At 56.7% G+C, this 17,567-nt stretch carries 17 protein-coding genes and 1 pseudogene; 9 read left to right on the forward strand and 9 right to left on the reverse strand.

Annotated features, from left to right (window positions below; genetic code table 11):
* Positions 1 to 103: 103 nt before the first annotated feature.
* A complete protein-coding gene (locus tag ACERI1_RS18090) occupies positions 104 to 1,096 on the forward strand; it encodes an IS110 family transposase (RefSeq protein ID WP_373619859.1) in 993 nt (330 codons plus the stop codon).
* Between the two features lie 399 nt (positions 1,097 to 1,495).
* On the opposite strand, the gene ACERI1_RS18095 is transcribed toward ACERI1_RS18090, so the two are convergent.
* The 3 genes from ACERI1_RS18095 to ACERI1_RS18105 form a co-directional block, all read right to left on the reverse strand.
* Positions 1,496 to 1,834, reverse strand: a complete 339-nt coding sequence (locus ACERI1_RS18095; protein WP_373619860.1) for a thioredoxin family protein — start codon at positions 1,832 to 1,834, stop codon at positions 1,496 to 1,498.
* A 633-nt stretch (positions 1,835 to 2,467) separates the two neighbouring features.
* Positions 2,468 to 2,707 (reverse strand): glutathione S-transferase N-terminal domain-containing protein, encoded by a 240-nt coding sequence (locus tag ACERI1_RS18100; RefSeq protein ID WP_373619861.1) that lies wholly within the window; start codon positions 2,705 to 2,707, stop codon positions 2,468 to 2,470.
* Positions 2,708 to 2,831: 124 nt separating this feature from the next.
* Complete coding sequence (locus tag ACERI1_RS18105) at positions 2,832 to 3,950, reverse strand: Gfo/Idh/MocA family protein (RefSeq protein WP_373619862.1); 1,119 nt, start codon at positions 3,948 to 3,950, stop codon at positions 2,832 to 2,834.
* Between the two features lie 356 nt (positions 3,951 to 4,306).
* Between ACERI1_RS18105 and ACERI1_RS18110 the strand changes: the two genes are divergently transcribed.
* The 3 genes from ACERI1_RS18110 to ACERI1_RS18120 all read left to right on the forward strand — a co-directional run bounded on the left by ACERI1_RS18110 (position 4,307) and on the right by ACERI1_RS18120 (position 7,481).
* On the forward strand, positions 4,307 to 5,620 hold the full coding sequence (locus ACERI1_RS18110; RefSeq protein WP_373619863.1) for a hypothetical protein: 1,314 nt from the start codon (positions 4,307 to 4,309) through the stop codon (positions 5,618 to 5,620).
* A 219-nt stretch (positions 5,621 to 5,839) separates the two neighbouring features.
* On the forward strand, positions 5,840 to 6,733 hold the full coding sequence (locus ACERI1_RS18115; RefSeq protein ID WP_373619864.1) for a hypothetical protein: 894 nt from the start codon (positions 5,840 to 5,842) through the stop codon (positions 6,731 to 6,733).
* The gene (locus ACERI1_RS18120) at positions 6,696 to 7,481 is read left to right on the forward strand and encodes a hypothetical protein (protein WP_373619866.1); all 786 of its coding nucleotides are present in this window, start codon (positions 6,696 to 6,698) and stop codon (positions 7,479 to 7,481) included. The genes ACERI1_RS18115 and ACERI1_RS18120 overlap by 38 nt, the downstream gene beginning before the upstream one ends.
* Before the next feature lie 105 nt (positions 7,482 to 7,586).
* On the opposite strand, the gene ACERI1_RS18125 is transcribed toward ACERI1_RS18120, so the two are convergent.
* From ACERI1_RS18125 to ACERI1_RS18135, 3 genes are all read right to left on the reverse strand, one after another.
* On the reverse strand, positions 7,587 to 7,805 hold the full coding sequence (locus tag ACERI1_RS18125; RefSeq protein ID WP_373619867.1) for a hypothetical protein: 219 nt from the start codon (positions 7,803 to 7,805) through the stop codon (positions 7,587 to 7,589).
* A 276-nt stretch (positions 7,806 to 8,081) separates the two neighbouring features.
* The gene (locus ACERI1_RS18130) at positions 8,082 to 8,807 is read right to left on the reverse strand and encodes a helix-turn-helix domain-containing protein (protein ID WP_373619868.1); all 726 of its coding nucleotides are present in this window, start codon (positions 8,805 to 8,807) and stop codon (positions 8,082 to 8,084) included.
* Positions 8,808 to 9,143: 336 nt separating this feature from the next.
* Positions 9,144 to 9,398, reverse strand: coding sequence for a universal stress protein (locus tag ACERI1_RS18135; RefSeq protein ID WP_373619869.1), 255 nt, complete (start codon positions 9,396 to 9,398; stop codon positions 9,144 to 9,146).
* Between the two features lie 205 nt (positions 9,399 to 9,603).
* Between ACERI1_RS18135 and ACERI1_RS18140 the strand changes: the two genes are divergently transcribed.
* Entirely contained in the window at positions 9,604 to 10,818 is a 1,215-nt protein-coding gene (locus tag ACERI1_RS18140) for an AI-2E family transporter (RefSeq protein ID WP_373619871.1), read from the forward strand.
* A 251-nt stretch (positions 10,819 to 11,069) separates the two neighbouring features.
* Here the strand turns inward: ACERI1_RS18140 and ACERI1_RS18145 are convergent, their stop codons facing one another.
* The gene (locus ACERI1_RS18145) at positions 11,070 to 11,441 is read right to left on the reverse strand and encodes a cupin domain-containing protein (RefSeq protein ID WP_373619872.1); all 372 of its coding nucleotides are present in this window, start codon (positions 11,439 to 11,441) and stop codon (positions 11,070 to 11,072) included.
* Positions 11,442 to 11,486: 45 nt separating this feature from the next.
* On the reverse strand, positions 11,487 to 12,725 hold the full coding sequence (locus tag ACERI1_RS18150) for an RNA-guided endonuclease InsQ/TnpB family protein (RefSeq protein WP_373619873.1): 1,239 nt from the start codon (positions 12,723 to 12,725) through the stop codon (positions 11,487 to 11,489).
* Between the two features lie 135 nt (positions 12,726 to 12,860).
* Here ACERI1_RS18150 and ACERI1_RS18155 point away from each other — a divergent pair.
* A pseudogene (locus ACERI1_RS18155) lies at positions 12,861 to 13,534 on the forward strand (IS6 family transposase).
* 245 nt (positions 13,535 to 13,779) lie between these two features.
* On the opposite strand, the gene ACERI1_RS18160 reads toward ACERI1_RS18155, so the two are convergent.
* Positions 13,780 to 15,033, reverse strand: a complete 1,254-nt coding sequence (locus ACERI1_RS18160; RefSeq protein ID WP_373619874.1) for a saccharopine dehydrogenase family protein — start codon at positions 15,031 to 15,033, stop codon at positions 13,780 to 13,782.
* A 126-nt stretch (positions 15,034 to 15,159) separates the two neighbouring features.
* Between ACERI1_RS18160 and ACERI1_RS18165 the strand changes: the two genes are divergently transcribed.
* The 3 genes from ACERI1_RS18165 to ACERI1_RS18175 all read left to right on the forward strand — a co-directional run bounded on the left by ACERI1_RS18165 (position 15,160) and on the right by ACERI1_RS18175 (position 17,442).
* A complete protein-coding gene (locus ACERI1_RS18165; protein WP_373619875.1) occupies positions 15,160 to 15,570 on the forward strand; it encodes an EamA family transporter in 411 nt (136 codons plus the stop codon).
* 108 nt (positions 15,571 to 15,678) lie between these two features.
* Positions 15,679 to 16,842, forward strand: coding sequence for an MFS transporter (locus ACERI1_RS18170; RefSeq protein WP_373619877.1), 1,164 nt, complete (start codon positions 15,679 to 15,681; stop codon positions 16,840 to 16,842).
* Positions 16,843 to 17,013: 171 nt separating this feature from the next.
* Complete coding sequence (locus ACERI1_RS18175; RefSeq protein ID WP_373619878.1) at positions 17,014 to 17,442, forward strand: universal stress protein; 429 nt, start codon at positions 17,014 to 17,016, stop codon at positions 17,440 to 17,442.
* Positions 17,443 to 17,567: the final 125 nt, after the last annotated feature.

The raw sequence follows: 17,567 nt of genomic DNA on the forward strand, positions 1-17,567 counted from the left end.
AATGACCGGTCCTAGCCCGTGGAAGGAAGAAGAACACTGTGCCACAGAGCACGTATAGGTGCCTTTCCGATTCACGCGCTATCAGCCCCAACGGAGGCGTTCAATGTACCTTGGAATCGACACCCACAAACGGTATTCGCAGGTTGCCATCGTTGACGGCGACGGCAACCTGCAAGACGAGATTCGCTTGCCAAACGACCGTCTTGCCGAACTCGCCGAACAGTATTCTGGTGGTGAAGCTGCTATTGAAGCGTCGGGCAATTATCGCCCGATCTACGAGATGCTCGACGAGCATCTCGACGTTACCCTTGAGAATCCTTCTAAGAACCGGATCATCGCCGACGCGACGGTCAAGACCGATCGCGTCGACGCTAAGCGACTTGCTCAGATGCTTCGGGCAGATATGCTCGCTGAAAGTTACGTTCCACCGGACGAGATCCGCACACTGCGGGATCTCGTCCGGACACGCAAGTCGCTCGTCGAATCACGGACTGCCGAGAAAAACCGCGTCAGAGCAGTCCTCACGCGTACGGACAACACGTACGATAGCGAGCTATTCGGTCCAACTGGGCGAGAGTTCCTCGCAGAACTCTCGCTCAGTCATCCCGATCGGACAATCATTGAGGCACACCTCTCGGTGATCGACGCCTACGACGAACAGATCGAGGCAGTTGAAGAGAAGATCGAACAAGAGGTTCTGGAATCGCCAGCAGCCCAGCGGCTGCTGTCGATTCCGGGAGTTGGGCAGTATACTGCCGCTGTTATCGTTGCTGAAGTCGGTGAGGTCGATCGCTTCGACAACGACAAGCAACTCGTGAGCTATGCCGGACTTGATCCAATGGTTCACCAGTCTGGCGACAAGGAAATACGCGGCAGCATCAGTAAAGAGGGCTCAGCGCCGTTGCGCTGGGCCCTCGTTCAGTGTGCAAACATCGCAGTACGGTGTGATGACTACTTCGGGAACTTCTATACTCGGCTAAAACAACGGAAGAACCACCAGGTAGCGATTGTTGCAACAGCTCGGAAAATGCTTGTCTCAATCTTCTACATGCTCACACGAAAGGAAATGTACGATCCACCGGGGGTGAGCGCCTGAGAGGCGGCCAGCATCTCAGGCGCGACCTGCTCGCGCTCTCAACAGCAACGGCACCGCAAACAAGAAGTCCCCCGCCTGCCGGGTGTTTCACTTCTCGAAGTCACTGCTTTCCAGCGGTTCTCACCCCTTGTTCGGGTGAGCGCAGCGCCCACCCGAACAACTATCACCGATCAAGTGGAAAATTCGCTTGCAGGATTTTCATAGGTGCAGGATTTTCATAGGTAGTCTCAACAGGCATTATTCGCGGCATCAATCTTGAACAAAACCAATGACTGGCAAAACTACAGGCTCATACGCGAATTGAGAGCTGTATAATCGTCAGGTAGAGGGTGTGAGACGTATTTTATGACACGCTGACGGTCTGCAAGTGAATGCTCGTAGCGACTGTGTCACATCTTATCAGACGACGAGTTGTTGTACCGAGTCAGCGTCTTGCACACCGATAAGACGGCCAGCGGGTTCTCCCTGCTCGAATCCGATAACAGTTGGAATCGAACTGACGTTGAAGCGAGCAGCGATCTGCGGGAACGCATCGATGTCGACTTTGACCACGGGAGCATCGATAGCGTTCGAAACCGCCTCCATCGTCGGCTCCATCATCTGACACGGTCCACACCAGTCAGCGTAAAAATCGACGAGCACTCGAGCCTCACTTTCGAGGATACTGTCGAATTCGGATTCTCCCTCGATTTCGCGAACTGCTGTCGCCGTTTCGGTCGATTCTGTCTGGTTAGCCATATCTGACAGTCGCACTATTCCATTATAACGCTGAGCGAACCGTTCAGTTAGGAGGTTACGAACACGTAATCGGCCCCTGTAGACAGAGTCAATCTCCAGCCTAAGGTCCGGTAGTCAATAATGCCGGCATCTTGTCCAAGTCGGAGTAGCTATATAACCCATCGCCTGGCCGCTTTACCTCGCTTCTGAAGCATCGCGCTGAGAGATGGCTCGCGACGCAATAGTTATTTGATTTCCTTGACTACCAAACGAAATATTCCTATGCGAAGGCAATAGGTGGACGGTAGTGTGAGCGTTGTGCACGCCCGGATGTGATTTGTATTGCTGTCTCTCCACAAAACGAGACGAGGAATCAATCATGCCTGACTGCCGTTCCTGCGGGAAGTTCGTAACGCCCAGATTTGCACGAGTGTTTGGTAACAATGATCACGAAGTCTACGGCTGTCGCCAGTGTTTGCCAGTTGCCGACCTTGTCGACGGTAGTATCGCAAAGCCAGACGACGCGTGATACTGGCGGACAAAACGAATGGTCAATGGACCGCTCGGGTTCGACCGTCTCCGGTGGAGAAATCGTGCGATCAGGACGTAGCGACAGCCGACCGAATCAAACCGCTTCTATTCGAGAGAGCACGTTCAGCCGTATGTTCGTTCGAGGTACGCCACGATATCGGCGCTTTCCGCCATGCCAGTCACACCGTTTTCGGGATCGACAAGCACAGGAACCCCGGATTGACCGCTTACTTCCTTTACTTCTGAACGACGGAATCGAAGCAGTGAGACGCTGTAGCGTTCGTATTCCAGGTCGAGTGCATCGAGCTTCCGCTCGACTTTTGCGCAGTATGGACATTCAGTAAGGCTGTAAAGCTTCAACATTGGTCTCTCTGCTATCCGATTCGAACGTGGGGCAGAAAAAACACGGCCAGAGCTATTGGTAACGTAGTTACGACTTGGTTATCGACCAATCGTCGGAAGTGAGTATAGTTGGCCCCGGACACCGCTAGACCGGTGTTTCTTCGTCCACAGGAGCAAGTGAGACCGGGTAACCGGCCTCCTCAGAGCGGTAGACGGTGTCGACGATCTTCTGGACGGTCAGCGCCTGGTCGAACGTATTACATGCTGGTGGTTCATCGGTAGCGACGGCCTCGAGGAACATCTCGAGTTGTGTTTCATGCGGCGTCCGATGTGGCGTGGCCGTGATCTCGGATGTTCGATAGTGAGGCGTTCCACGAGTACTCGTGTGGTGGATCGTAAGCGAATCGCCGCCGAGTTCGAACGCTGCGCCACCGTCTGTTCCTCGGACGATAACGTCGTTACGCGACGTTTGCGAGGCCGCCCACGCTACTTCGACGCTGATCGTACGGTCATCTGCGGTTCTGATGAACGCGCTGGCGGAGTCGTCCACCGCGAAGGTCGTCTCATCGACGTCCCAGTCGCTGGATTCAGGATGGTCGGGATCGACGTACTGTGGCCGCCAGCCGAATTCGGAGCGGCTGATCCCTGTCGCCTCAACGGCTCGAGGGAATCCAAGCACGTAGAGGGCAAGATCGATCGCGTGAACACCGATATCGATCAGTGCACCGCCACCGGCGAGTTCTGGGTCCGTAAACCAGGAATCTCGCCCGGGAATGCCGCGACGTCGAACGTAATTAACCTGTACGTGCGTTACGTCGCCGAATGCGCCGTTGGCCTGGTACTCCTTGAACACGGTCGTCGCTGGCGAAAATCGGTTGTGGAAGCCGACCATTCCGAATCCGTCGGTCGTCTGTTCCGTCTGGGCGATCCGCTTGGCGCTCTCGAGCGTGTGTGCGAGGGGCTTCTCGATGAGCACATCTAATCCGCGTTCGAGTGCCGCCACGGCCGTCGGCTCGTGGAACTTGTTCGGCGTCGCAATGAGCACGGCGTCTAGCTCCTCACCTTCGTACAGCGCCTCGTGAGTTTCGTACGTCCGCGCGGCGAACTCCTCGCCAAATCGGTCTCGCGTCTCCGGATCGATATCCGCTCCGCCAACGACACGATGTCCGAGGGAATCGACCGATCGGGCGTGTTGCACTCCCATGCCACCGAGACCGACGACGCCGACGCGAGTCGGTTCGTTCGTCGTTGCTGTTTCTGTCATGGTTACTATCCACCACCTACTTACGTCTAGTTGGCTAAAAGAGTTAGCGCACCACACGGTAAGTGGGTTACGTTGTCCTCAGTTCACTGCCCCGTACCTTCCAATCCGGTCATACCAGTCATCCTCACCGTTCCTCGAGCCCTTCTTGGGTCAGCTCCGTCTACTGCATAAAAAGAGATCCGCAGTCATGTATCCTCGGCGAACGGTCGAGATCGAACACACCGTGGCGAGTTGTTTCGGTTTTCCGTCGTGTGTGACTCTTGGAAAGACTATCTCCTTAACGAGCAGACGTCGATAGTGTGTTTTCGACACACGGGCGCTTTCATTATTTGTTTTCGCAGAGTCAGTACTCGAGTGTGGGCAATCGCAACAACGGGAAAACCAGTTACGAGAACGACCGGTCTCGCACGAATCCGGCAGCGACGAACCCGTTCCGGAACGGGATCGATCGACGGCGAGTACTGCGATCGTCGGCTGCTATTGGTACGACTGCGACGCTAGCCGGCTGTCTGTCCGATACGAACGGGGAGCGAGCCCCGACGGTATACGTATTCAACAACGGTGATCGAACACTGAGCATCATCGACGCAACCACTGACGAACTGATCGAGACGGTCTTTATCGAGACGACTGCGTCGTTCCCGGCCAATCAGTACGGCACCGGCGTTGATTCGGAGTACGATACCCTCTGGCTCAACGTCTCCGGCGGCGTCAAAGCTCTCGATCAGCACACGTTAGACGAGGTTACGGAAATCGAGACCGGCTTCGGACCGAACTATCCCAACTTGACACCGGCTTCGGACTCCTTGCTCGTCGCTGCCGGTGGAACGACAACCCTCGAACCCAATCTGGACGACCCCGACGATCACGTCCTCGTCCGAATCGACGCTGATCGTGAGAGCGACACGTTCGGCGAGGTTACGGGCGAAATCGAGGTCGGGTATTCCGGGCCGTGTGATATGACGCTCGGCCCGGACGGTGAGTACGGATTCGTGGCTGACATCGCCAACGAGACACTGACCGTGCTTCGCGTTGACCCGTTCGAAATCGCCGCCCGGATCGACGTCGGCGAACCGGCAGGCGACGGACACGTTCTCCCGTTCATGTGTACGGCATCGTTCGATGGGGACCTGCTCCTGGTCGAAAACGGCGAAGGAGAACTCGGCTCTGATCCGGATATTCCGCGCGAGGGATCTGAGAGTATCTGGGATATTTCCGACCCCGAGAATCCAGTCGAACTCGAGCGGATCACCCGTGACGACGGGTTATCCGCACCGCCGATTACGAGTGAGATCGGTCCAGGTTCCGACGTCGCATACGTTTTCACACCCGACATCGACGCCGTCACGGTGATCGATCTCGAGGAACGAGTTGTCGACCGCGAACTCGAGATCGGCGGGAGTGCAATCGCTGGTGCGTGGGGACCTGCTCGTGAGAAACTATACGTCCCGGTCCAGACTGCGAATCACGTCGCGGTGATCGATCACGCCCAGCGCGACGTACTCACGACCATCGAAACTGGCGAGTCTCCAACGGGTGCTGTCGGTGGGATGGTTCGACCCGAGACGACCACCGGCCAACGACTGCGGAGTTCACTGGCGACACTTGGGCTCTCAATCGGAGATCAGGAACCGACGTTCTGTCCAGACGACAACTGCTATTGTGGGTAAGGTCGGGCCTATCTTCGCTCGGGTTCAGTCTTCAGCTGTGGCAGCGATACTGTCTGTATTCAACCATAGTGATATGAACGAAGCAGACACGCACGTCGCGACGATACAGCGATGCTCACTAAACAAAACCACGCTACATACTAATTGTTCGGCGACCGTGTGCCGATTATCCACAGGCGAGGTATGGTCTTATCGTTCGTCGTCTATCGTCTACTCGTCATGGAATTTGACAGACGGCACGTACTTCGTCTCGGCGGTATCGCGACAACCGGAATGCTTGCGGGCTGCTTTGGCACGAGCAGCGAGCAAGACGGAAATGGGTCGGACGACGAGCAGGATGGTGATGATGGAACCACCGGCGGACGGTCGTACGGCTGGCAGGATGCAACCTGGGATTCCTACTGGTACTCCCTTTACAACATGAGTACCAACATCTCGATGAGTGGAAACGGCGTCTTGTTCCCACACAACGACGAGCAGCAAGCCCAGTTCGATCAGCGGTTCCCGGCGATGCTCGAGGCGGCTGGACAAGAGCAGCCGCCAGTCGCGAACGCCAACCTGAACATGGCTGCGTTCACCGAAGGCGATCCGTCGTTCACCCAGCAGCCGGTGCTCGAAGACGAAAGTGGGCGACCGGATGCGAGCACGCTCGAATGGGACAAATCACAGTCCTCCGGCGTGGTCAGTCCGTCCTCATTGGCCTGGACTCATCTGAAAGGCGTTACGTGGGCGAAAAACTTCGAGGCTCACTTCGACGTACTGCCGGACGACCTCGCAGCGGAGTTTCGCTCGGAAGTCCTCTCGACGCTCGCCCAGATCGGGATCAACGCGGCACTCATCGCCGGCGGGCCACAGGAGAACGGTGCCTTGACGACCGGTGACGATTCGCTCGAGTTAGTTTCGGGTTTCCGGCCGAGCGGTCCGGAAATCACCGATGCGACGCCGCGCGTCCACCATCACTCGGCGATGCTCTGGTTCCTCTCGGAGATGGTCAGCCTCGCTCAAGGAGGCTGGTTCGGCTACGAAAACCCCGAACCGCTCATCCTGCAGAGAAATTCAACAGCTCACCGACGGGATGTTCCAGGCGACTCGCTCCCAATTCTCCCCGGCTGACATCGCATCACAGTCGACGCGACAGCTCGGACAGACGCTCGGGGCAGTTGGATGGTACGGCACCCAGGCCGGTAGTGGCGAGTTGCAGTCGAACGCCGTCGAATACGCGAACGCCCTCGCAGAGCAGGTTGACGCGAACCTCGACGACAACGGGCTCGTTAACAACGGCTCTACAAATCAGGCTGCAACGCAGGGGATCATTGGGCAGGGACTGCTGTGGGCATCCGAACTCGACAGTGTCGATCACACTGATACTGCCACAGACGTGCTCGGATACATGACTGACGAACTCTGGGACGGTGATGCGGGAACGTTCAAATCAGGATCGAACGCAGATACGTACACGATCACCGCTCGGGACGCTGGCGACATCACCGGCGGCCTCAATGCAGCGGACGCCGTGCTCGAGCTAAGCGGCGTGAAAGATACGTTCGCCCGCTTTTTTAACCAGACCTTCAATCGCGGCCGACTGCAGCGTGCCGAGCGTCCACAGTCTCGAGACGAGAACGCGGAATACACGCTTCCGTTACCACCCGAGGCCGGTGGCGAATACGGACAGGCAGCCGTCTACAACACTGCAGTCGAGTACGATCCCGCCGCTGACGAGTGGTCCGTGACCGATGATCGCTTCAATACCGAGTGGGCGCTGTACCTCGCGAACCAGGATATCTGGATCGGACAGTGGGCCGGTGACTTCTACCAGGGTCGTGGCCGGCCGTGGCACTCCGATTCACCCCCAAGCGAGTGACACCGATGGGTTTTCTTGGCGTTTCTCGCTAGCTTGCGATCGGATCTCGAGGATAGCTTGTGAACAACCACTCAGTAGACGTGTAAATCTGACGATACGACTCGATCAACAACAACCGCTTTCGTCGGGTACCCATTTGCATGCGTCGCCCGTTGTCACGTCGTTCTCGTCGATGTAGGCCGAGAGACACGCGTAGTTGCAAAAGTACGTCGGCGATCCACAGTCGTCAGTACAGTCACGGACGCAGATCGGGTCGTGGTCGAAGAGACGCGAGCCACAATACGCACACTCCTCCTCGGCGTCGGGTGCAACGGTCGTGGACATACCCGAGCTACGAGACAGGTCCGGAAAACATTTTTCAGACCGCTCTTGTAAACGAAGAAAGCGGCTTTCGAATTCACGTTGGTGAGTACGATCGGAGTCCGGAGCCAGCCCCAGAACAGTTACGACTCCTGCGCGAGGAGATCGATCCACGAGGTATCATTCGCTGAACCCACCTCCGAGTGTCGGATACGGACTCCTGTCAGTCAGTTCGGGTGCAACCGCGACCGCCCTGCGGGTGCGCCCGTAAATGGTTACGGCAGACCGTATGGGACCCCTTCACTCTTGCCGGTCGCTCGATGTTTCGTCCTGTAACTCCATCTGCGCTTCGACGTCGTTCAGTACGCGAACAACTCGGCGGAGAACCTTTCGTTGGCTCCGACGAAGGTTCTTCGAGGCACCCATCCTCGAGATGTCGAACTCTCCGGCAACGTCGTCGAGGGTCGCTCCCCGCGGCGTCGAAAAGTACCCCTTCTCGACTGCGGCCTCGAGGGTCTCGCGCTCCCTGTCGGTGAGATTCTGGAGCGCCCGAAGCATCGCACCGAGGGACTCGACGTTCTGAAGAATATCGAAGAAGTCGTCGATGTGGACCGAGTCGTCACCCTTAACCGTGAATTCGTTCGAGGAATCGAGTTCCGAGAGAGCGTCGTCAGCAAACGTCTCTCTATCGAAACCGACGTTCCAGATCTCACTTCCGTTTCGAATCACGAACGGGCCCGTCACATACCCATCGTTTTCACGGATCGTCTGCATGGCGTCAGTTTCGTCGATTCGCGACCGGATGAGCGCCGTGTTCTGTTTCCGAGAGAGGAGTTCATACCCCTGAAGCATCTCGTAGCCGTTGAGCGTCTCGAGTGCACCGTGTAGCTCTTTCGAGTTCCCCCCGATCGCAAGCAGTCGCGTCTCGAGAGTCCGATCCGCCTGGTTGAAGTCCCAATGTTGGGTGTGAAAGGCGACATCATGTTCTCGAGTGGTCCTGATGTACGGGCAATCGTACTGGACCATGTCAAGCTTTAACATGTTCATCTTGCAGAAATCTTGTGATCCAGCCGTATAGCGTTTTCTAAACCCGAATTGTACTGCCAATCGTTCGTGGGAGACGACGATCAAGCAGGAACTCTCGAATGGATAGAGCCAGATATCGAGGCTAGCTACCGGCTCTCGAACGGAGCCTTGCGACAACGTCGATACAAGATGCAGGTGGTTCGGTTGTTGTATGTCGTGGTGGGTATACAGTTACAGAACGTATGGTGGCATCTGTACTGTCGACGTACCCTGACGCGGAGATATCGAGCAACAACAGGCCGAGGACGAGAACATCCCATCTCTCGTTAAATCCAGTCAGACCGAACTCAGTACTGCCACTGGACAGGGCACGTTGTTGATCACGTATTCGACGTAGGGGCGGAAGAACGCTCGCTGGAAAATGGGCCTGGTGTTCGTCCCCATCACGATCACGGCAGCACCGTTTCGATCCGCGATGTCGACGAGTTCCACACCGGGTTTGTCTGATACCGTGACCGTGGTGACGACCTTCGGCCCGAGTTGTCTCCCGAGTTCTGCATCACGGTCGCCGATTCGATCGCTGATGTCCAACGTTGGCTACGTCGTATAATAGTTCATCCTTTGAGGGAGTAGTTGACAATTGTGGGATAGTATAAATAGGTCGACACGCTCCCGCGGCACGATTCAACGGTCGACCGTACACAGCTCCGCCATTGTGCCATCTCGAAGTCCGTTTCCCAGTAATTCAGGACGAGGGCACAATTTCGTTAATAATAGTCCCGTGGTATTACAGCCCATGGACGAAACCGATTCACCGATGCGGAACGTCCGCATCTGGGCAGCGCACGAACACCTCGGGTGGTGGATTCTGGGGATTGTGTTACTGGCCGTGTTGGGACTCGTCGTCGACCAGTACCTCCCATGGCTCGTCTCCGGGTTGTTCATCTACTACGTCGCACGTCCCATCACGCAGCGACTCGAGCAGCGGATCGCCTCGCCGACCCTCGTCGCGGTGCTGACGCTACTCCTGATCGTCGTCCCGATCGTGGTGATGATCGGCGCGATCCTATTGGTCGCGCTGGGGCAACTCGTAACCGCGGTCGCGGATCTGCCGGTCGACAGGATTCTCGCGCAGCTGCCGGTTCAGATCTCGGAGCTCCCGAACACGCCCTCTGAGGTGTACGACACGACAGTCGTGTTGATCCAGGACCCATCGGTGCAGAACCTGCTCGGATCCGTCGGTGGCGCGGTCGGCGCCATCGGTGCGACACTGTTCAATATGTTCATCTCGCTGCTGATCGCGTTCTTCCTGCTGGTCAGCGACCGGAACATCGCCGACTGGTTCGAATCGAACGTGTTCGGTGAGGATAGCTTGGCGACCAACTACCTCTCGACCGTCGACCGAGGACTGGGTTCGATCTACTTCGGCTACACGATGACGATCTTCGCGGTGATCATCCTCTCGGCGGTCATCTACACGGTGTTTAATCTCTTTGCGCCCGGCGGACTGGCGATCCCCTCGGCGGTGCTGTTCGCCGTCGTTACCGGCCTCTTTACACTCGTACCGCTCGTGGGCCGGTCGATCGTCTATTTCGCGATCGCCGCGACGCTCGCGGTTCAGGCGGCGGCGGTCGATCCGCGATTGCTGTGGTTCCCGCTCGTGTTCCTCGCGGTCATGATCGTCGCGTTCGACAACCTCGTCCGGACGTACATCCGGCCGTATCTCTCCGGGCGACTGCTCAACACCGGGCTGGTCATGTTCGCGTACCTCTTCGGGCCGCCGCTGTTCGGCTGGTACGGAATCTTCCTCGGGCCGTTCCTGATGGTATTCATCGTGACGTTCGTCCGAATGATCCTCCCGGTGCTGGCCAATCCGGAGCGCGAACGGGTCGACGCCGACTCAGAGCACACGCTCGACGAGTTTTCCGAGAGCATCGCCGGTCGGGAAGGGGAGCAACCGTCCGAAACGGATCACTCCGACCTTGGGCCCGAGGGAGATCCGACTGTGTGATACGGCCTGCTACCACTACTCCATCCAAAATGGACTCTATCTTCCGGGTTCGAAGCATGAAACACTGATTCCAGACTAATCGGCAACCCGAGATGGGTAAGAGGATCCGTGGTTGTGACATCCTTCAGGCGGTGAACGGTGCGATTTCCTCCGTGGGAGTCCCAGCCAGTCTACAGAAAAATACAGCCGAGTGCCTCGGGCGTGACCCTAAGGGAGATCACACGCAAGAAGTAAAAAACGAAGAGAGGTTTTTAGGAACTCTCCCCCATTTTCTGCTGAACGTGGTCGAGGACCTCACCGTGCTCGTGTTGTGGACTGAAGAGAACGAAGTCCGTGTCCTCGTCGGCTCGGACCGTGTGTCCGGGTGGCCAGTAGAACAGATCGCCACTCTCGTCAGTTTCTTCGTTGCCGTCGGCGTAGGTGACGGTCAGCGTCCCACTCACCACGTATCCCCAGTGTGGCGATTGACAGAGATCGTCTTCTAGCCCCTCAAGAAGCGAAGAGAGGTCGGTCCCTTTCGTCATGATGAAATGTTCCGCAGCGATGTTTCCGTAGTCGGTCGCGTCGCCGAAGTCTGGTTGGTGCTGAGCCACAGCGTTCGGGCTGTCGATCTTGGTAGGCATGTCTGCTTTTGCTATTTTCATCGGCTTCCTGTTTCCACGACGTTGTCAGACTCTGTCTGACAGCCTGTCGAGGTTCCCTCGACAAACGCGCTTTGCAGACACCGAGGTGGTGTCCGTAGGGAGCGCTGTCTCCACAGGCGTGTCTTCGGGCCATCCCAGCCCTAGTTCAGAAAAGCCGCGTTGTAACACGTTCATTGCCGCATTCGCGTCACGGTCACACTCGAACCCACACGACGGGCAGGAGTGTTCCCTGACCCAGATGGGCTTCGCCGTCTCTCCACCGCACGACGCGCACTCTTTCGTCGTTCCTGCCGCTTCGACCTGCACGACGTGGCAACCGTACAGGTCGGCCTTGTATTCGAGCAGAGTGATGAACTGTCGCCACGCCGCATCCTGCTTGTTCCGGGCGTTGTGCGACTGTTCGAGCATCCCTTTCACGTCCAAGTCCTCGACGAATACGGCGTCGTACTCGCGGACGAGCCACGTCGTAATCTTGTGCTGATAGTCCAACACCTTCCGGCGGATGTGGCGCTTGACCTTGGCGACCTGCTTGCGTTGTTTCTCGTAGTTGTTCGAACCTTGCTCCTTCCGCGAGAGTTTGCGCTGTTCGCGGCGTAATCGCTCGTACTCGTCTTCGAGGTTGAGCCAATCCACAGTCTTGCCGTCCGACGTGTGGATGTAATTGAGGATGCCGAGGTCAACCCCAACGCTGTTACTCGCGTTGAGCGAGTCCACGTCGGGTTTCTCAGGCAGGTCGTCCTCATCGGTTTCCAGTCCGAAGGAGACGAACCAATCGCCGGTCGTTTCCTTCTTGACCGTGGCTTCCTTGATGTCTGCTTCGTCGGGGATGTTGCGGTGGTAGCGGATTTTGATGTCGCCGATTTTGGAGAGCCAGAGTGTCGCATGTCGGCCACTCGTGTTTTTGAGTTCGAAGCCAGACTGCGAATACGTCATACTCTGGAACTCCCGTGGTGACTTCCACGTGAGTTTCCCTACCTTGTTCCCGTTCGCCTTCTGGTCAGAGAGGTTCGAGAGGTTCTGGTAGAATCGCGTGACAGTTCGTTGTAGGGCCTTCGGATTGACCCCTGAGAAGACGGGAAACTCGTCTTTCCAGCCGGGAAGTCGGGAGTGGTGTTTGTATGCAGACCCGATGTTATCGGCGTCAACGTGGGCGTACTCGTACAAAGTGTAGTTGTATGCTTGGCGATGAACGTCGATGTGGTATTCCAGTTCAGCCGCTACCTCTTGTGTCGGGTATACAGGGTAGCGGTGACTGTATTCCATCGCTGTCTCTTGATTAGAGATGTGTTAACTTAATGGTTTGTACCCCTGCCTATCGGATTCAACCCCGAGGTCAAGCCCCGGGGCATTCTCCTATACCGCTTGTAAAGCACTCGAGCCAACGCGACAGCATCACGTCTGCATGACCTCACCTCGAGTACTCTAAGTGCAGTTCAACGTGTTCCTACATCAGTCAGTATCACTGTGTACGCAAGGATGGCATTCGCCGTCAGTTTTCATGCGACCGGGTGTTCGCTCCGAGAGACACAAGCGACTCTTCGCCTGGTGGTCATTGAACACTCTCAGCAAGCGATCTGGCGAGAGGTACATCGGCTAGCTGGCAGCGTGCCAGATCCGTCGATGTCCACGAGATCAACAGCCTCGTGTTACATACCAGAATCCAGACATTCTGAAGACGGCGATGCCGTCGCGGTCTACCACAGGTCAGATTTCTATTAAGGTGGGGGGGCGATCAGTCTTGAATTTATACTGCAATAAAGCTCGAGTCAAAGCTGATTCGTGATGTCGCAGTCGTTGGACGACGAGGAACCGTCCAGCCGCCGCATTCCTGCATCGAGTAACCGAGAAACACGGTCTCACCGACGCTATATTCCCAGTCGATCGCTACGGCTATCTGACAGCCCTCTCTCGAGTAGAATCAGCGGTCAGTTCGACTACACTGACCGTACTCTGATCGAAAGTGCTTTGATACCTTCAAAATGCGTGTTGACCGATTCCACAATTCGTGGATGATCAGTCGGGCGAGCGTCAGAGAGTATCTTGAACGATATGTGAATTACTACAATACGTAACGAACACACTGATCACTCAACAGACACACGCTATCGAAGGTGCTAAACTAAACAGAACTTTCATCAATAGCTTATCAAATCCACACATTACGACACCCATCCGAGAGCGAAGCAGACACTCGAGAGCGGAACGCTATAGTAATTACTAAACCAAGAGACACACCGATCGAACAGCCGTCGTGCGATCGGGTGTGCAGTGACGGTCAGTGGTTACTATCGCTGACGTGGTGCTAAACGAGACAGCGTCACTTCTTATTCTGTGCTCGAATTGTCATTTCGGGTGTCTGCTCGGCAACAAGATCGAACCCTCGAGCTTCCATCTCCTCGAAGTAACGGTCCACGTCAATACCACTCGTCTCGGTGATAAAGATACCCTCTTCATCAACATCGCCGTCAGCCATGAGCTGGAGCGTCACGGATAGCGGAACACCAACGTAACAGCCGTATTCACGCATCAGCGTGATATCATTACCGTCGAAGAACGGGAACGGCTGCTTGAAGTGGAAGACGGCACGGTCGTCCTGACCGTCGACCGAACCAGTTACCTCAGCCGAGAGGATCGTTTGGGGTGTCCACTCTGTCTCCGGTGACAACTCCGCAGGCGGCTTCCACTCCGTTTCGCGTTCCTGGCCCTTGGCTTTCACCTGCTCTTGCATCACTTCAACCGGATCGACTGCTGTCCCGTCAACCTCGAGCCGATCCGTCTCGAAGGCATTCGCTGCGTGAAGTGTTCGTTCGTAGCGCTTCCACTCGTCGTGCCAGGCACCGCGTGTGATAATGCGGTCGACGTTTTTTTCTTGGGCAATTGGAGACTTTGGGAACGTGATGGGTTCGGGATGTGAGATAACGTACGTTTCTTCCTCCCCGATCGGGTCCGGGAACTCGAACGTCCGCTGCTCGTCGAATGCCGGGAGATCGTTGATGACTTCGCCGTCTTCCCATTTCGCCCGCTCATCGACGTTCGGATCGTGTTCATAGGTAACTGTATCCGTTAATCCAGGTGTCGTCTGGGTAAGGAGTCGCCACATTCCCCAATAGAAATTGACGTCCGAAACGTCGTCGAAGCGGTCACAGGCGACCATTCCGAGCGCGATGGTACTCACGAGGCCGCCGTTGGCGAACCAGAGTGCATTCCCCGCGTCGGCGAACTCCTCAGAGCGGTCGAGGACATCGTCGAAGTCGAACGCGTTCAGGTCGACACCCGTGAGGTCACCGACCTGTTGCATCGCGTCGAGGACGTTCTCTTCGAACGGATACGGCAAGCCGTTGACGACGTACTCCGCATCCTCGAGAACGCGTACGAGGTCGTCCGTGTCGGTCGCATCGACTGATTCGAACCGAAATCGGTCGTCATCGATGAGCTCAACGAGGCGGCGCGCGTTTTCCTCGTCGGCATCCGCCACGACGATTTCGTCGAAGTCACTTGTCTGATAGAGGTCATAAACGCACCCCGATGTCATTGCACCAGAACCGCCTAGTACGACAGTCTTGCTACTCATCTGCCGATTAGAGGACCACTCTCCACTCCCTTAAAACCACGGGTCAGTCACGGGGATTACAGTCGACTCACAGACTCGGTGTCAGCGAAAAGGCTATTTTCCGCGACCGAGAGTAGCAAGATGCCAATGGAAAAGACAGTCACTTTTGCAGTCGGAGCTATGCTTCTGTACACCGGATGGGCGTTTCTCGCAAAAGTTGCGATGGGTGGTCTCCCCGCGGAGCAAGCAGTCGTCTACACGTACACGGCCGGAATCGGGGTCGCCGTGACCTACGTCACCGTCACCGGAGACAAACTCGTTGCTGCGCCCGGCAGTATTGGTATCGCGCTTGTCGCTGGGGTCTTTCTCGGGGGTGGGACGATCGCGTACTACGTGGCACTCGGATCCGGCTCTGCCGCCATTGCAACCGGTATCAGCGGCATGTACATCCTCGGAACGGCGGTTCTGGCAATCACGGTCCTCAATGAATCGCTCACCAGGGTCGAGTTGGCGGGCCTCGGCTGTGCAGTCATCGCCGTTATCTTACTCTCGAGATAGATAATTGAGACCACTGCCCGCGTGAGACAGCGTGGAGACACTGCAAGTGATGCCTGTCACGATAGATCACTGAAGATGAACACCGGGACAACCAGGGATCGAAGCTAAATGCTCGAGACGTTTCAGGACTACAACGGGAAGCAACTGAATGTCCACGCTCTCGGGATCGTCGTCTCGCTGTCCGGCGTCCTCGTTATCGCGCCGCTCCTTCCCGAGATTATCGACGACTTCGGCATCACGCCCGCTGCGGCGGGGGCTTCCATCACGTTCATGTGGGCGTGTAACGCGCTTGCACAGTATCCCGGTGGCCGTTACTCCGAAGACCTCTCGTCGAACGTCGTCTTACTCGCGAGCCAGGGGTTGATGATCACTGGCTTCCTTTTGGTGGTCCTCTCGAATCTGTTCCCACTGTTTGTTGCTGGTCTCGGGCTCATCGGATTCGGCTACGGGATGTTCGAGCCGGCTGGTATCGTTCTCCTTCAGGACCTCTTCGACGAGAACCGTGGCCGTGCATTCGGTATCAGAGATGCCGCTATCAATCTTGGCAGCGCGCTTTCGGCGGTGCTGGCCATCACAGTTATCGGTGTTGCCGCATGGCGGAACGCGTTCGTGCCGGTTATCGTGTTACTCGCCCTCGTGGCTGTTAGTGGTCACCGACTCAACCGCGATTCGTATCACATCTCGATGGTCGCCCTCGATATCCAGTCGGTCTGCTCTCGGCTGTTCCGCTCCCGAGAGACGTACGCTATCCTATTCGTGCTGTCCGTCTTCAACTTCATCTGGCAGGGAAGTGCCAGTTTCCTCCCAACGTTTCTCCGAGTCGAGAAGTCGTTTACCTCGTTCGAGGCAACGGTTGCGTTTGCCAGCGTGTTCGTCACGGGGATGCTTGTGACACCGATAGCCGGCATGCTCTGTGAGCGGCGACCCCCGATCACTCTCGGGCTCGGAGCAACAGGGCTCGGTATTGTCGGCCTCGTTGGTCTAATGAGAGCGGATTCCGTTGTTGGACTTGGCGTCGGATTGCTCACCTTTGCCGTCGGCTTGACGACTATTTGGCCGGTCATGTACATCTATCTGGTTGATGTTCTAGCTGACGAGACGATTGGTAGCGATCTCGGCGCACTCCGGGCAGTCTACTTCGCCGTCGGCAGCCTCGGTCCGGTGTACATCGGAACGGTGGCCACACGATTCACGTACATGGGCTCGTTTGCGAGCCTGTTGCTTTGCTTCGGCCTCGCTGTACTTCCGTTGCTCTGGCTTGCACGCCGTTGAAACGCCCAGATAGCCAGCCGACGACTGCACGGCATGTTCGACCAGAAAGCGAGCATCCGTACGCCTTGACACTCTACGGCGAGCAACCCACCGCACGATGACTGCAACCTCGGTTCGACGATATCCTGATTCCGTCGGAACGACTTTCACGATCGACGCCGTCGACACAGTATGGCGATTGTAGCAGCAATCGACGACTCGGATAGAGCGACTCCTGTTCTCAGCGAAGCACAGACACTCGCGACCGACCTCGAGGAAGACCTGCACGTGGTTCACGTCCTCGAGCGGTCGGAACTCGTTGAAGTCCTCGAGAAGGACGTCGAGGGACAGGACCTGACCGACAACTACGAGGTCCAGCAGGTCGGGGAGAATATCGTGTCTCGGGCAATAGAAGAGCCGACACTCGCAGATCCCACGATCTCGGTACGTGTCGGCGATCCCGCAGCCGAGATCGTAGCGTACGCCGAGACACACGATGCACGATACATCGTCATCGGTGGACGACAGCGGTCGCCGACCGGGAAAGCGTTGTTCGGGAGTGTGACACAGAAGGCGATCTTTGACTCGCCCGTCCCGGTTGTGACTGTCGCTCTCGGGTGAGGACCTGAACCAGATGTCGTACGCGCATCGGAAGCAGAACCAACACACGGTGTCGGATCGAGACGGGAAGTCCCATGTCGTATCGACGGGCGTAGGCTCACACTCAATTGGCTGTGTGTTCTGAG

It is taken from the genome of Natrinema sp. HArc-T2, assembly GCF_041821085.1.
Lineage (GTDB): Archaea > Halobacteriota > Halobacteria > Halobacteriales > Natrialbaceae > Natrinema.